The 14,872-nt window shown below is 70.6% G+C and carries 17 protein-coding genes; 6 read left to right on the top strand and 11 right to left on the bottom strand.

The genetic code is table 11. The features are described 5' to 3' along the window. Positions 1-117: 117 nt before the first annotated feature. Complete coding sequence (locus GXW78_RS22065; RefSeq protein ID WP_211871093.1) at positions 118-570, top strand: Lrp/AsnC family transcriptional regulator; 453 nt, start codon at positions 118-120, stop codon at positions 568-570. Positions 571-625: 55 nt separating this feature from the next. On the opposite strand, the gene GXW78_RS22060 is transcribed toward GXW78_RS22065, so the two are convergent. From GXW78_RS22060 to ccoN, 9 genes are read right to left on the bottom strand one after another with little or no spacing between them, the layout of a single operon-like run. Continuing rightward, positions 626-808 carry a hypothetical protein gene (locus GXW78_RS22060; protein ID WP_211871060.1) on the bottom strand — a complete coding sequence of 61 codons (183 nt, stop codon included), beginning with the start codon at positions 806-808 and terminating at the stop codon, positions 626-628. Next, positions 805-966 carry a cbb3-type cytochrome oxidase assembly protein CcoS gene (gene ccoS / locus GXW78_RS22055; protein WP_211871059.1) on the bottom strand — a complete coding sequence of 54 codons (162 nt, stop codon included), beginning with the start codon at positions 964-966 and terminating at the stop codon, positions 805-807. Before ccoS ends, GXW78_RS22060 begins: the two co-directional genes overlap by 4 nt. A 5-nt stretch (positions 967-971) precedes the next feature. Then, positions 972-3,314, bottom strand: coding sequence for a heavy metal translocating P-type ATPase (locus tag GXW78_RS22050; RefSeq protein ID WP_338147815.1), 2,343 nt, complete (start codon positions 3,312-3,314; stop codon positions 972-974). After that, complete coding sequence (locus GXW78_RS22045) at positions 3,311-3,793, bottom strand: FixH family protein (RefSeq protein ID WP_211871058.1); 483 nt, start codon at positions 3,791-3,793, stop codon at positions 3,311-3,313. Before GXW78_RS22045 ends, GXW78_RS22050 begins: the two co-directional genes overlap by 4 nt. Beyond that, positions 3,790-5,295, bottom strand: coding sequence for a cytochrome c oxidase accessory protein CcoG (gene ccoG / locus GXW78_RS22040; protein ID WP_211871057.1), 1,506 nt, complete (start codon positions 5,293-5,295; stop codon positions 3,790-3,792). Before ccoG ends, GXW78_RS22045 begins: the two co-directional genes overlap by 4 nt. Before the next feature lie 24 nt (positions 5,296-5,319). Further along, positions 5,320-6,183 (bottom strand): cytochrome-c oxidase, cbb3-type subunit III, encoded by an 864-nt coding sequence (gene ccoP, locus GXW78_RS22035; RefSeq protein ID WP_211871056.1) that lies wholly within the window; start codon positions 6,181-6,183, stop codon positions 5,320-5,322. Between the two features lie 13 nt (positions 6,184-6,196). Beyond that, positions 6,197-6,370, bottom strand: coding sequence for a cbb3-type cytochrome oxidase subunit 3 (locus tag GXW78_RS22030; RefSeq protein WP_211871055.1), 174 nt, complete (start codon positions 6,368-6,370; stop codon positions 6,197-6,199). A gap of 11 nt (positions 6,371-6,381) precedes the next feature. Continuing rightward, entirely contained in the window at positions 6,382-7,116 is a 735-nt protein-coding gene (gene ccoO / locus GXW78_RS22025; RefSeq protein WP_211871054.1) for a cytochrome-c oxidase, cbb3-type subunit II, read from the bottom strand. A 13-nt stretch (positions 7,117-7,129) separates the two neighbouring features. Further along, positions 7,130-8,623, bottom strand: coding sequence for a cytochrome-c oxidase, cbb3-type subunit I (gene ccoN, locus GXW78_RS22020; protein WP_456307089.1), 1,494 nt, complete (start codon positions 8,621-8,623; stop codon positions 7,130-7,132). 170 nt (positions 8,624-8,793) lie between these two features. Here ccoN and GXW78_RS22015 point away from each other — a divergent pair, with 170 nt between their 5' ends. Beyond that, positions 8,794-9,573: a DUF2189 domain-containing protein gene (locus GXW78_RS22015; protein WP_211871053.1), complete on the top strand. Its 780-nt coding sequence runs from the start codon at positions 8,794-8,796 to the stop codon at positions 9,571-9,573. On the opposite strand, the gene GXW78_RS22010 is transcribed toward GXW78_RS22015, so the two are convergent. Continuing rightward, positions 9,570-10,793 (bottom strand): MFS transporter, encoded by a 1,224-nt coding sequence (locus GXW78_RS22010; RefSeq protein WP_211871052.1) that lies wholly within the window; start codon positions 10,791-10,793, stop codon positions 9,570-9,572. The genes GXW78_RS22015 and GXW78_RS22010 overlap by 4 nt on opposite strands. 52 nt (positions 10,794-10,845) lie before the next feature. After that, positions 10,846-11,583 (bottom strand): urease accessory protein UreH domain-containing protein, encoded by a 738-nt coding sequence (locus GXW78_RS22005; RefSeq protein ID WP_211871051.1) that lies wholly within the window; start codon positions 11,581-11,583, stop codon positions 10,846-10,848. Positions 11,584-11,642: 59 nt separating this feature from the next. On the opposite strand from GXW78_RS22005, the gene pdxA reads away from it, so the two are divergent. From pdxA to GXW78_RS21985, 4 genes are all read left to right on the top strand, one after another. Then, positions 11,643-12,644: a 4-hydroxythreonine-4-phosphate dehydrogenase PdxA gene (gene pdxA / locus GXW78_RS22000; RefSeq protein WP_211871050.1), complete on the top strand. Its 1,002-nt coding sequence runs from the start codon at positions 11,643-11,645 to the stop codon at positions 12,642-12,644. Continuing rightward, positions 12,641-13,372 (top strand): pyridoxine 5'-phosphate synthase, encoded by a 732-nt coding sequence (locus GXW78_RS21995; RefSeq protein WP_211871049.1) that lies wholly within the window; start codon positions 12,641-12,643, stop codon positions 13,370-13,372. The genes pdxA and GXW78_RS21995 overlap by 4 nt, the downstream gene beginning before the upstream one ends. 9 nt (positions 13,373-13,381) lie before the next feature. Then, positions 13,382-14,185, top strand: coding sequence for an alpha/beta fold hydrolase (locus tag GXW78_RS21990; RefSeq protein ID WP_211871048.1), 804 nt, complete (start codon positions 13,382-13,384; stop codon positions 14,183-14,185). Positions 14,186-14,398: 213 nt separating this feature from the next. After that, complete coding sequence (locus tag GXW78_RS21985) at positions 14,399-14,863, top strand: GNAT family N-acetyltransferase (RefSeq protein WP_211871047.1); 465 nt, start codon at positions 14,399-14,401, stop codon at positions 14,861-14,863. Positions 14,864-14,872: the final 9 nt, after the last annotated feature.

The following is a 14,872-nucleotide window of genomic DNA, read 5'->3' as shown; positions in this document are numbered from 1 at the left end:
CGGTCATGTTGGGTGGTCCCGGGAGTTCTGCCAATGGCAGGATGATGGGGCATCGGGCGCAGGGATTTATTCCGATTTCTGTTGTGCGCCGCCGAAGAAGCGGAACATCCTTCCGTGATGGACGCCATTGACCGCCGAATTCTCCGTGCCCTCGCCCGCCGGGCGCGGCTGACCAACGCCGAGCTATCCGAGGAGGTGGGGCTTTCTCCCTCTCCCTGCTGGACACGCGTGAAGCGGCTGGAGCAATCCGGCGTGATCCAGGGCTATCACGCCGTGCTTGACCAGGCGGCGCTCGGCCTGCCGGACACGGTGTTCCTGGAGGTGATGATGGAGCGCCACGACGACACCCACCTCGAACGCTTCGAGGAAGCGGTGATGGCGATGCCCGAGGTACTGGAATGCTGGCTGGTGACGGGCGAGTACGACTATGTGCTGAAGGCGGCCGTCGGCGGCACCGCAGGGTACGAGAAGCTGCTGCGCGAGAAGATCTACCACCTGCCGGGCGTGCGCCACACGCGCACGGCCTTCACGCTGCGCTGCCTGAAGCGGGTGATCTCGCCCGTGCCATGAGGTCAGTCGCCGGCGGGCGGTCTGGCCACAGCGCACCCGTCACTATGGCAGAAGGTCAGTGGCGCTCCACCTCGTCGTAATGCGCCTTGATCGCGTGGAACGCGCTGAGCACGCCGAAGAACAGCATGCCCCAGCCGAAGATGGCGATGCCGGCATCGCGCGCGGCGGCGGCGGCGAACAGGCCGAGGACGGCGGTCGCGAGGTAGAACACGAGGAAGAAGGTGCGGACACCGGTCATTGCGGCGGCTCCTTGCGGGGGTTGTCGTCGAACAGGATGCGTGCGGCCGCACCGTCCAGGTCGTCGTACTGGCGCGACCGCAGCGCCCAGAGGAACCCCGCCAGCCCGATGCCGCCGAGCAGCAGCGAGACGGGGATGAGGAGGATCAGCGCATCCATCGGGTTCAGTCCTTCGCCGCGCGCAGCGCATTCAGCACCACGACCAGGGAGGAGGAGGCCATGACGAGCGCCGCGATCACCGGCGTGACCAGCCCGAGCACCGCCACCGGCACCGCGACCACGTTGTAGACCAGCGAAAAGCCGATGTTCTGCCGCGCGATGGATTGCGCCTGCCGCGCGATGCGGATGACGGCAGGCAGCGCCGACAGTCCTTCGCGCTGGAGCACGAGATCGGACGCCGTCTGCGCCAGGTCGGTCGCGCCGGCCGGGCTTGCCGAGACATGCGCCGCGGCAAGGGCCGCCGCGTCGTTGATGCCGTCGCCGACCATCAGCGGATGGCGGCCGGCCTTCATCAGCGCCGCGATGCGCGCCTGCTTGGCGAGCGGATCGGCCGCGGCGCGCCATTGGGCAATGCCGGCCTGCCGCGCCACGGCAGCGACAGCGCCCTCGCCATCGCCCGACAGCAGTTCGGCGGGCAGGCCCAGTTCCCCGAGGGCCGCGACCGAGGCCGCCGCATCCGCCCGCAGCCGGTCGGCGAAGCGGAAGGCGACCGGGGCGCCCTCGCCATCCCGGAACACCAGCGTCATGCCGTCCGCCGACGTGCCGAGGCCGCAGAAGGCAGAGGAACCAAGCCGCGCCGCGCCGGCCTCGAGCCCCTGGCCGGGGACCTCGCGAACGCCTGCTGCCAGCGGCGCCTCCGGGCACGCCCGCGCCAGTGCCTGGGCGAGAGGATGACGGGAGGCGCGGGCCATGCCGGCCGCACGCCGCAGGGTGGCGGGGTCCTGACCCTCCGGCAACAGCACGGGGCGGCCTTCGGTCAGCGTGCCGGTCTTGTCCAGCACGACATGGTCGGCGCCCGCCAGCCGTTCCAGCGCGGTGGCGGAGGTGACAAGCACGCCTCGCCGGAACAGCCCGCCCACCGCGACCACCTGCACCGCCGGCACCGCGAGCGCCAGCGCGCAGGGGCAGGTGATCAGCAGCACGCAGACGGCGTTGACCAGCGCGACCTGCCACGGCGCGTCGAGTACGCCCCACCAGGCGAGGAAGGTCGCTGCCGCCACCGCATGCACGATCGGCACGTAGAAGCGCGAGGCGCGGTCGGCGATGGCGACGAAGCGCCCCTTGGCCTGCTCGGCCCGTTCCAGCAGCCGCGCCATGGCGGCCAGCGAGCCATCCTTCGCCGACGCGCTGACCGTCATGGTGAAGGCGGCGCCCATGTTCACCGCGCCGGCCGGCAGCGGTTCGCCGGCGGCGTAGCGGCGCGGCACGCTTTCGCCCGTCGTCGCGGCAGCATCCAGCAACGCATCGACAGCGGCCTCGCCGTCCAGCCGCAACCGATCCCCGGCCGCGACCAGCACGCGGTCGCCGGCGGCGACGGCTTCCGCCGGCACCGCCTCCAGCCGGCCATCCGGCAGCAGGCGGTTGACCAGGCCCTCCTGCAACGCCAGCAGTTCCGCGACCGACTGCCGCGCGCGCCGCCGCGCCGCGCGGTCGAAGACGCGCCCGGCCAGCAGCAGCGCCAGCAGCATCGTCGCGCCGTCGAACCAGGTGTAGGGACCGTTGCGCAGCGTCTCCGACAGCGACATTCCTGCCGTCGCCAGCACGCCGAGCGAGATGGCGAGGTCCATCGAGGGCCGCCCCGCGCGCAGCGCCGCCCAGGCGGAACGGTAGAAGGGCATGCCGGCCACCAGCACGACCGGCAGCCCGATCAGTGCTGCGAGCCAATGCAGCCCGTGCCGCAGCGCCGGCCCCATGTCCCCGCCCACCCAGACGGCGACGGAGACGAGCATGACGTTCATCGACCCGAAGGCCGCGATGCCGAGCGCGCGCGTCAGCGCACGGCCTTCCGCATCCTCGGTCGCGCGCAGGCAGGCGGGGGACCATGGCGCGACGCGGAAGCCGAGTCGCGCGAGCAGCGCGCCAAGGTCGTTCGCGCGCGCCGCTGCCCCGCGCCAGGTGATGGTCAGCCGGCGCGCCGTCAGCGAGGCGCGGGCCGACAGCACATCCCGTTCAGCCGCCAATGCCTGTTCCACCAGCCACACGCAGGCGCCGCAGGTCAGACCGGCGACCATCAGGTCCAGCCGCTGAAGGTCGTCCTTCGGCGCTGCGGCGAAGGGCGCGAGGTCCAGCACGGGCGGGGCCTCCTCGGGCCGCAGCGCGCCGGCCTCGGTCTCGCGGCGGCCGTAAAAGGAAGCGAGGCCAAGCCCGGCCACCAGCGCATGCGCACCCGCGCAGCCATTGCAGCAGAAGCGGTCCTGCCCGGCAGCGAGCGCTGCGCCGCAATGCGTGCAGGCGCCGGTCGAGACGGCCTCCGACGCAACCGGCAGGGCGCGGCCGAGGATGCTCACGGAACGACCACCCGCTGACGGATGTCGAACGGCACGTCATCGGGCCCGAACAGCGTCAGCCGGGCTTCCCACTGGCCGGACTGCGGCGGCGCCACCTCCGCGGCCCAATGGCCGTCACCGCGCGGCGCAAAAGTCAGCGGCAGCTGCGCGCGCTCCAGCGGCCGTTGCAGCACGCCCTCCATCCGGCCGTGCAGCGGCCGGCCGTCGCGATCCGTCGCCGCGACGCTGACACGGCCGCCGGCGAGTGTGACAGTCGCATGCCAGCCGAGCAGGTCCTGCCGCGCCGCCTCGGCCAGCACGGCGTCGTAGCCGCGCCCGCGTTCGTAGGCATGCGTGACCGTCACGCCGGTGAAGGTCGAGATCGCGTAGTAGATCATCAGCATGTTGACCGTGAACACGGCGGCGAAGCCGCCGACGAAGACCCACGGAATCCAGCGGCTGCGCTTGGGGTCGTAACCGCGCTCAATGGTCGCACTCATGGCCTTGGTCCCAGGAAGGCGGTGGATTGGCTGACGGCCACGCGGCCGCTCGCATCCATCAGGCGGAACGTGACGGGCGTGCTCTCCGGCAGGCGCATGCCGGATGGCGCGGTCAGGAACACGCGATACTGCGCGATGCCATCGGCGCGGCGCGCCAGCAGCGGGCGGCCCTGATCGTCATGGCCGACATCCTGCACGGTCACGCGGGAGCCCTCGGGTGCCTGGAACGTCAACGCCAGCGGCGCATCGTCATGCCGCTTGTTGACGATCTTCACCGTGTAGCCGTTACGGATCGAACCGTCGGACAGGCGCACATACAGCGGTGCGCGATCCCGCAGCACCGTCACGTCCAGCGTCGAGCGCAGCAGGAAGGCACCGAGCATCACCAGCGCGACGGCTGACAGCGCGCCCGCATACATCAGCGTGCGCGCTCGCACGAAGCGCGGCACCTGTCGCGCCGCCATGCCCATGGCGAAGCGCACCTCGCCCGGCGCCATGCCCGCGGTGGCGGCGGCGGAGGCCGAGAGGTTCTTCAGCGTCTCGAAGGCGATCAGGCCCTTGGGCCGATGCAGCTTGCCCATCACGCTGTCGCAGGCATCCACACACAAGCCGCAGCCGATGCATTCCAGCTGCTGCCCGTCGCGAATGTCGATCCCCGTGGGGCAGACATGGACGCAGGCGTAGCAATCGACGCAATCGCCAGCATGCGCGTCCTTCGCCTTGCCCCGCGGTTCCCCGCGCCAGTCGCGATAGGTGACGACGAGCGAGTTCTCGTCGAGCATCGCCGCCTGGAAGCGCGGCCAGGGGCACATGTAGGTGCAGACCTGTTCCCGCGCCCAGCCAGCCAGCAGATAGGTGAAGCCGGCGAACAACGCGAAGAAGAAATAGACCTCGAGGCTAGCCCGGCCGGTGAGGATCTCGGCCGTCACGGTCGGCGCGTCCACGAAGTACATGATCCAGGCGCCGCCGGTTGCCGCGGCGATCACCAGCCACGCAGCGTGCGTCAGCGACTTGCGCGCCCAGTAGTTCGCGTTGCGCGGCCCCTGGTCCAGCTTCATCCGCGCGTTGCGGTCGCCCTGGATCCAGCGTTCCACCCACATGAACAGGTCGGTCCAGACCGTCTGCGGGCAGGCGAAGCCGCACCACAGCCGTCCGAACAGCGCCGAGACGGCGAACAGCGCGAAGGCGCCGAGGATCAGCGCGCCGGCCAGGAAGTAGATCTCCTGCGGCCAGAGCTCGATCCAGAAGAAGAACAGGCGGGCATTGCCGATATCCACCAGCACCGCCTGGTCCGGCATGCCCGGGCCGCGGTCCCAGCGCAGCCAGGGCACGATGTAGTACAGCGCGAGGCAGGCGATCAGCACCGCCCATTTCACCGAGCGGACCCGGCCGAAGACGCGCTTCGGATAGACCTTCTGCCGCGATGCGTAGAGCGGCGACGCGGCGGATGTCACCGCCGGTCGGTCGGCTTTCGCACGCTGCGGTGCCTCGACGGGGGTCATGGCGTTCATCCTGGCGGCCGGGGGCTACTCGCCCCCACCCAGCGCATGGACATAGACGGTCAGCATGTTGATCACGGCGGGGTCGAGACGGCCCTGCCAAGCCGGCATCACACCCATCCGCGGATTGCGGACCATCGCCATGACGTCCTGCTTGGTGCTGCCATAGAGCCAGACCTGATCCGACAGCCGCGGCACGCCGAGCTCGCGATTGCCCTCGCCGGTCGCGCCGTGGCAGGCCGCGCATTGCTCCGCATAGATCACCCGGCCGCGCTCGGTCTCCGCAGCATGGGTTGCCCGCCCGGTCATCCAGAGCACGAATTCGGCGACGTCGCCGATCTGATTGTTGGTCAGCATCCCGTCCAAGCCGAAGCGCGGCATGGCGCTGTTGCGCGCATCGGCATCCTCGGCGGTGCGGATGCCGTGGCGGATGGTCGCCTCGATGGCGTCCAGCGAACCGCCCCACAGCCAGTCGTCATCGACCAGCGCGGGGAAGCCGCCCACCGCCCCCTGCCCGCCCGCACCATGGCAGGCGGCGCAGTTGTTCGCGAAGGCGACGCGGCCGCCGGCGAGCGCGAAGGCGCGCAGTTCCGGGTCGGCCGCGATCTGCGCGGGGGTCGCCTCGCGCAGCCGCGCCATCATGGGTGCGTTGGCGGCCTGGGCGGCGGCAACATCGGCGACCACCGCCTCCCGCGCCACCCAGCCTGAGCTGCCCTTCCAGCCTGGCAGCGACGGGTAGATCACCATCCACGCCACGCCGAAGACGATGGTCGCGTAGAAGGTCCACAGCCACCACTTCGGCAGCGGGTTGTTCAGTTCCTTCACGCCGTCCCATTCATGGCCGGTGGTCTCCTGGCCAGTGACGGCGTCCTTCTCGATCTTGGTCGGCATCCTCGGATGCTCCTCAGCGCCCGCCGGGGGCGGAATCGGTGTCGCGGAACGGGATGTCGCCTTGGGCCTGGTAGTAGGTCTTCTTCGACGGGCGCAGGACGAACCACAGCATCCCGAGGAAAAGGACGAAGAACCACACGACCCAGAGGCTGCGCAGCAACGGCAGCAGATCGATCAGCGAGCCCATCGTTCTTCTCCTCAGGGCTGGCGCAGCTGCGCGGGCGTGACGTCGCGGAAGTCGACGAGCGTGCCGAGCATCTGCAGATAGGCGACGAGCGCATCCATCTCGGTGACGCGCACCGGATCACCGTCGAACGCACCCTGCCGGGCGCGGGCGTAGCGGGACTGGAAGCCGGTCGGGTCGGCATCCGGCCGGGCCTGCGCCTCGAGATCGGCGCGCGCATTGGCGATCATCTCGTCGGTGTAGGGCACGCCCACCGCGCGAAGCGCCCGCATGCGGTCCTGGATGTCGCGGTAGTCCAGCGGCCGATCGAGGAAGGCATAGGGCGGCATCACCGACCCCGGCACCAGCGCGCGCGGGGATCGCAGATGCGCCGCCTGCCAGTCATCCGAGTACCGCCCGCCGACACGGGCAAGGTCCGGCCCGGTACGCTTGCTGCCCCATTGGAAGGGGTGGTCGTACATGCTTTCGGCGGCGAGGCTGTAGTGGCCGTAGCGCTCCAGCTCGTCGCGGAAGGGGCGGATCATCTGCGAATGGCAGGTGTAGCAGCCCTCCCGCACATAGATGTCGCGCCCCACCTGTTCGAGCGGCGTGTAGGGACGCACGCCCGAGACGCGCTCGATGGTGGTCTCGACAGCGAACAGCGGCACGATCTGCACGAGCCCGCCGATCGAGACGGTGATCAGGGTGAGCACGCCCATCAGCACCAGGTTGCGTTCGATGATGCCGTGGTCGCGAAGCCAGCGGAACATGGTCGTGCCCTCCTTACTCGGCCGCGACGGCATGGGCGGGGACGGTGGCGTGCTCGGGCTCGATGGCCTCGCCCACGGTCACCGTCTTCCACAGGTTGAAGGCCATGAGCAGCGCACCGGTCAGGTACAGCACGCCGCCGAGGGTGCGGATCACGTAGTAGGGGTGCATCGCCTCCACGGTCTCGACGAAGGAGTACTGGAGGAAGCCGAGCTCATCGTAGGCGCGCCACATCAGGCCCTGCATGATGCCCGACACCCACATCGCGCTGATGTAGAGAACGATCCCGAGCGTCGCGAGCCAGAAGTGCCAGGCGACGAGCTTCTCGCTCCACAGCGCCTTCTTCTTCCACAGCACGGGGAACAGGTAGTACAGCGCGCCGAAGGTGATGAAGCCGTTCCAGCCGAGCGCACCGGAATGCACGTGCCCGATAGTCCAGTCGGTGTAATGCGACAGGCCGTTCACCGCCTTGATCGACATCAGCGGGCCTTCGAAGGTCGCCATGGCATAGAAGCCGACGGCGACGACCGAGAAGCGAAGTGCTGCGTTGGTGCGCAGCTTGTCCCACGCCCCCGACAGGGTCATCAGCCCGTTGATCATGCCGCCCCAGGACGGCATCCAGAGGATGACGCTGAACACCATGCCGAGGGTCTGCGCCCAATCCGGCAGCGCGGTGTAGTGCAGGTGGTGCGGACCCGCCCAGATGTAGAGGAAGATCAGCGTCCAGAAGTGCACGATGGACAGCCGGTAGGAGTAGATCGGCCGGTCCGCCTGCTTCGGGATGAAGTAGTACATCATCCCGAGGAAGCCGGCGGTCAGGAAGAAGCCGACGGCGTTGTGGCCGTACCACCACTGGATCATCGCCCCCTGCACGCCGGCCGGCGCCGAGTATGATGCGGAGGATCCGAGGCTGACGGGCACCGAGATGTTGTTCCCGATATGCAGCATGGCGATGGTGATGATGAAGGCGAGGTAGAACCAGTTCGCCACGTAGATGTGCGGTTCCTCGCGCCGGACGATCGTGCCGCCATAGACGATCAGGTAGGCAACCCAGACGACTGTCAGCCAGAGATCCACATACCATTCAGGCTCGGCGTATTCCTTCGACTGCGTGATGCCGAGCACGTAGCCGAGCGCCGCCATGACGATGAAGAACTGGTAGCCCCAGAACAGGAACCAGCCGGCGTCGTTGCCGCCGAACAGCCGCGCGCGGCAGGTGCGCTGCACGATGAACAGCGAGGTGCCGATCAGCGCATTGCCGCCGAAGGCGAAGATCACCGCGCTCGTATGCACCGGGCGGAGCCGACCGAAGGTCGTCCACTCCAGGTCGAGGTTCAGCAGCGGGAAGGCGAGCTGCAGGGCGATCACCACCCCCGCCAGGAAGCCGACGATGCCCCAGAACACGGTGGCGATGGCAAAGGCGCGGATCGGCGCCTCGACATAGCCGACCTCCTCCACCCTCGCGGCCTGGCCCGGAGCCAGGATGGCGGTTGCAGATACTGCTGCCACGACCAGATTCTCCCCAACCGGCGCCGCGGCGGAGTCGCCGCACGCGCCATCGCAGGGAAGCAACACCAGGCGGGCGGTCGCGTCCTTGATCCGAATCAAGTCTCCCGTGGCGCAGCAAGGATACTGTGCCGATGTTTGCGGGGCCGCGCTGCCTCGCGGGAGGACCAGCCATGCCGAGCGACGCGCCGCCGATCGCCCGCAGCCCCGTCGCCATCCGGCAGGTCCCGCCGGACCGGCCGTGGCTGTGGCTGACCGCAGGCTGGCGGGATCTCATGGCGAGTTCCCAGCTCGGCTTCTTCTATGGCGGCGCGCTGACGCTCGCCGGCTGGCTGCTTGCGCTGGCCCTGATCTGGGCGCGCAGCGCCTGGGCGATCCTGCCGGCCTCCGCCGGCTTCTTCCTGGTGGCGCCGCTGCTGGCGGCCGGGCTCTACGAGGCGTCCCGGCTGCGGGAAGCCGGGCAACCCGTGACCTTCGCCGCCTGCCTCGGCGGCTTCACGCGCAATGGCGGGCAGCTTGCCTTCCTCGGCATCGTGCTGCTGCTGCTGCACCTGTTCTGGATCCGCATCGCCGCGCTGATCTTCATGCTTATGTTCGGCGTCAACTTCGCCCCGGCGCTCGAGGACCTGCCGATGGCGATGCTGCGGTCCCCGATGCTGCTGCCCTTCCTTATCGTCGGCACGGCGGCCGGCGCCGCGCTCGCGGCGGTCGCCTTCGCCATCTCGGCGGTGTCCATTCCGATGCTGGTGGATCGGGCCGAGATGACGGCGATGGAGGCCATCATCACCTCGGTGCGGTCCGTGGTCGCGAACCCCGGCACCATGCTGTTCTGGGCGGGGCTGATCGTGGTCTTCACGGCGATGGCGATGGTGCCGTTCTTCCTCGGCCTCGCCCTGGTGATCCCGCTGATCGGGCACGCCACTTGGCATGCCTACCGGGATCTCGTGGGTTAGGCCTGCGCCGTCGCCCGCCGCTGTCGCAGCAGCAGGAACGCCACCAGGCCAAGCTGCACGAGGTTCACCGCGATCCCCGCCCACCACGCCGCGGCGTAGAAGCCGACACGGTCATAGATCGCCCCGGCCAGCCAGGCGCCGAAGGCCATGCCTGACAGGCTCACGAACAGCAGCGCCGGCACCCGCCAGGATGCCTCGATCGCCGGGAACAGTGCCCGGATCGCCAGCACATAGGCCGGGATGATGCCGCCGAAGCCAAGGCCATAGGCCGCGGCGACGAAGAACAGCCCGGCCTCGTCCTGCGTCGCGAGGAAGCCGAGCATCCCGACGACCTGCGCGCAGGACCCGGCGAACACGGTCCACAACCCGCCGATCCGGTCGGACAGCCAGCCCCAGAACTGCCGCGCGACGAAGGCGGACAGCAGCAGGACGGACAGCATCGCCGCGCCGCGCGACGCGGAGATGCCGAGGTCCCCGCAGAACGCCACGAGATGCGCGGCCGGCATCGCCATCGGCACGCAGCACAGGAAGGAGCACACCGAGATGAGCGCCATCGCAACGTTGGGCCGCATGCCGAGCACGCGCCGCCCCTTCACCGCCTGCATGGTGCCCAGCCCGCCCCGCGGCACCGGTGCCGGGGTCACGAACAACGCCGCCAGCGTCACCACCGCCGTCGCGGCGAAGGCGCCATAGGCGAGCATCGTCGCCTGCCATCCGAAGGCTGCGATCGAACGCTCGAACACGAAAGGCCAGAGGAACCCGGCGATGTACTGGCCGGAGGAGACGAGCGCCAGCGCCGTGCCACGCCGCCGGTCGAACCACAGCGAGACATAGGCGACCATCGGCGCGAACAGCGCCCCGTTGCCGAACAGCCCGACGCCGAGCCCGATCCCGGCCAGCAGCGACCACCCCTGCCCCAGCGACGCCAGCGCGAGGCCGCCAAAGATCGCCACGCCGCCGATGATCGCGACCAGCCGCTGTCCGACCCGTGCAGCCAGCAGCCCGCAGATCACGCCGCCCGCGCCGGACCCCAGATAGGCCAGCGAGGTGGCCAGCGACGGCACCGACCGCCCGGCGCCGAGCGTCTCGCTGATCGGCACCAGGCCGATCACCACCGTCAGCGGCCCGCCGGCGGCGAGCGCGAGCATCGCCACGGCGGTGACGGCGATGATCCAGGATTGTCGGGTTTCGATACTCTCGCCCGTGGCGCCGTCCGGCATGCGTTTCCTTCCCAGTGCGGGAAGTCTCGGCGCCTTGCGGGGTGGCGTCCAGTCAGGCCACGACGCGCACCGCCATCGCCGCGAGCATGGCCCCGTTCAGCGCGAACAGCGCCGCGCCGGCCATCCGCATCGCGGGCCCCGCGCGCCGCCCGAAGAAGCGGCCCAGCAACGCCACGCCCATCAGCGCCGGCACCGTCCCGGCGACGAAGGCCGCCATGACCAGCGCCCCGCCGAGCGCCGAGCCCGTCGCGGCTGCCCCCGCCAGCGCGCCATACAGCAGCCCGCACGGCAGCGCCGAGAGCATCAGCCCCAGCGCCACCCCACGCAGCCCGGTCGGCGCGCCCAGCAGCGCGCCGAGCCGTCGTTCCAGCGCTGCCGGCAGGCGCGGCGCCGGCATCCGCGGCAGCAGCGCCGCGATGCGCGCCGAGGCCTGCGCGAACATCAGCAGCGCCGCGACCGCCAACAGCGCCGCCAGCACGAGATGCAGCCCGGTGCCCAGCGCCACCACGCCCGCCAGCCCGCCCGCCCCCGCGCCCAGGGCCCCGTAGCCGAGCATCCGTCCCAGGTGGTACGGCAGCAGCGCCGCACCCGACAGCCGGGCGAGGGCGCCGCCGGCCTGCGCCCGGTCCGCCCCCGCCGCTGCCTGCGCGATGACGAAGGGGCCGCACATCCCCGCGCAATGCGTAGCGCCGCCGGCGAGCCCCGCGAGGAACAGCGCCGCCATCACCGCCGGCACGCCGCCGGGGCCGAGCGCCGTCAGACCGTGCAGGCAATTCGCCAGGAACTCCATGCGGCTGTCCTAGCACGGGCCGGGCGTGCCGGTTTGACGCGGCGCAAGACCTCGTCAGGATGGCCGCCACGGACTACACGCGAAGCATCATGCAGCCCCTCGCCCTCACCATGGGAGAACCCGCCGGCATCGGCGCGGAGATCGCCGCCGGCGCCTGGTCCGCGCTGCGCGCCGGCGGCCCCGCCTTCTTCCTGATCGACGACGCGACGCGCCCCTTCGGCGTCCCGATCCAGGCGATCGCGGCATCCGAGGACGCCACCGCGGTCTTCCCCCATGCGCTGCCGGTGCTGCATCGCAGGCTGCCGGCCGTGCCGGTCCCGGGGCGGCCCGACCCCGCCAATGCGGGCGCCGTCATCGCCGCCATCGCCGAGGCGGTGGAACTGACGAAATCCGGCCGCGCCGGCGCCGTGGTGACGAACCCCATCCAGAAATCCGTGCTGACCGCCGCCGGGTTCAAGCACCCTGGCCACACGGAGTATCTCGGCGAGATCGCCGGCACCGGCGTGCCGCCGGTGATGATGCTCGCCTCGGAGGAGCTCCGCGTCGTCCCCGTCACGGTGCACGAGGCCCTGGCGAGGGCCATCGCGCGGCTGACGCCGGAGATGATCGTCGAGACCGCGCGCATCACCGCCGCTGCGCTACGCGACCAGTTCGGCATCGCGCGGCCCCGGCTCGCCGTCGCCGGGTTGAACCCGCACGCCGGCGAGGCGGGCACCATGGGCCGCGAGGACATCGACATCGTCGCCCCCGCCGTCGCCGTCCTGCGCGCGGACGGCATCGACGCGCGCGGGCCACTGCCGCCGGACACGATGTTCACCGCCCTCGCACGACCGACCTACGATGCGGCGATCTGCCTCTATCACGACCAGGCGCTGATCCCGATCAAGACGCTCGACATGGCGGGCGGCGTGAACGTCACGCTCGGCCTGTCCATCGTGCGCACCAGCCCGGACCACGGCACCGCGCTCGACATCGCAGGCACGGGCCGCGCCGACCCGTCCTCCCTCATCGCCGCGATCCGCCTCGCGGCCACACTCGCCGCCGCTCGGGGAACCGCATGACGCATCTCGACTTCTCGGTGAACGTCGACCACGTCGCCACGCTGCGCAACGCGCGGGGCGGCACCTTCCCCTGCCCGGTCGAGGCCGCGCGCATCGCCGTCGCCGCCGGCGCGGACGGCGTGACGATGCATCTGCGCGAGGACCGCCGCCACATCCGCGACCGCGACGTTGAACGCGCGCGCGCCGAGATCGCCGCCCCCCTGAACTTCGAGATGGCCGCGACCGAGGAGATGGTCACCTTCGCCGAGCGCATCCGCCCGCCCTATTGCTGCCTCGTGCCGGAGAAGCGGCAGGAACTGACGACGGAAGGCGGGCTCGACGTGCTGCGCGCCGGCCCGTTCCTCAAGGAAGCGATCGACCGGCTGGCCGCCGCCGGCGTGCGCGTGTCGATCTTCATCGAGGCCGATCCGGCGCAGATCGAGGCCGCCGCGCGGCTCGGCGCGCAGGCGATCGAGCTGCACACCGGGACCTATGCCGAGGGGCCGGTGGAGAACCGCCCGGCACAGCTTGCCCGGCTGAAGGCCGGGGCCGCCGCCGCCAAGGCGGCCGGCCTGCTCTGCCACGCCGGACACGGCCTGTCCTATGACACGGTCGGGCCGGTGGCCGCCTTCCCGGAAGTGACCGAGGTCTCAATCGGCCACTTCCTGATCTCGCAATCCGTCTTCGAGGGGCTGGAGGCGACGGTGAAGCGCTTCCGCGCCATCATGGACGCCGCGCGCAACGGATAAGGAAACGCCATGCCCAGCCTGACCATCGACGGCTATCCCCTCTCCTACGCCGAAGCCGGGTCCGGCCCGCCGCTGCTGATGATCCACGGTACGCTCGGCGACCAGCGGTCATGGGGTGGCCAGATGGAAGCCTTCGGCGCCGGGCATCATGCGATGGCGGTCAGCCTGCGCCATTGCTGGCCCGGCACCTGGGAAGATGGCGGCAACTTCACCATCGACCGCCACACCGCCGACATCGCCGGCTTCATCACCGCCCTCGGCGAGGGCCCCGTGCGGCTGATCGGGCATTCGCGCGGCGGGCACATCGCCTTCCGCGTCGCCCAGCACCATCCCGAGCTGATCGAGAGCCTCGTGCTGCTGGAACCGGGCGGCGAGCTGGACGCGTCCTTCGGCGGCGCGCCGCCCGCCGGTAAGCAGGCCTCCGTTTTCGCGAAGGCGGCCGGCCTGATCGGCGAGGGCAAGGTCGAGGAGGGCCTGGCCGTCTTCGCCGAGCATACCGGCGGGCCCGGCGCCTGGGCCAAGCGCTCCGAGGCGCGCAAGGCGGTGAATCGCGCCAATGCCCGCACCCTGCTCGGCCAGCAGAACGAGCAGCGCAAGCCCTACAGCCGCACCGAGGCGGAGGGCATCCGCATCCGCACGCTCCTCGCCGGCGGCGACCAGTCCCAGCCGCAATTCGGCGTCATCCTGGATGCGCTGGAAGCTGCGATGCCGAACGCGACGCGCGTGACCATCCCGAAGGCGGCGCACAGCGTGCAGGCGGACAACCCGGCCGCCTTCAACGCCGCCGTGCTCGACTTCCTCGAAATGCGTTGACGGCAGGCACAGGGATCGCAACCATTCCGCCCATGATCGCGCGCAGCGCCAAGCCGACCACGCGACGCCGTCGTCCCACGACGACGCGGCGGCGCGCGCCCGATCCGAAGACGCGAGGATAGCGGGCCCACCCGCGACCTCTCCGTCTTTCCGGCGCCCCGCCCACCGCAAGGTCGGCGGGGTTTTTCATGTCCATCCCACAGGACCCATCCCATGGCAGCGCTTCCCCCCACGGCGTTCCGCCGCGCCACCCCCGCCGACGCCGCCGCGGTCCGCGACGTGACGCGCGCGGCCTACGCGCCATGGGTGCCGCTGATCGGCCGCGAGCCGATGCCGATGCGCGTGGACTACGACGCCGCCATCCGACAGCACCGCTTCGACCTGTTCCAGCGCGGACCCTCCATCCTCGCCCTCATCGAGACGGCGCTGCGCGACGACCACCTTTGGATCGAGAATGTCGCCGTGCGCCCCGACCAACAGGGGCACGGCCTGGGCAGCCGTCTGCTCGTACATGCGGAGACACTGGCGCGCGACGCTGGCCGCGCGGAACTGCGGCTACTGACCAACGAGGCCTTTGGTTCGAACATCGCGCTGTACCAACGGCGCGGCTACGTCGTCACCGACCGGCAGCCCTTCATGGACGGCGTGACCGTATTCATGACGAAGTCTCTGAAATGAACGCTTCGT

The organism is Neoroseomonas terrae (assembly GCF_018129025.1).
Classification (GTDB): domain Bacteria; phylum Pseudomonadota; class Alphaproteobacteria; order Acetobacterales; family Acetobacteraceae; genus Neoroseomonas; species Neoroseomonas terrae.
Note: the sequence above shows the minus strand (reverse complement) of the source record. Positions and strands in the feature narration are given on the sequence as shown.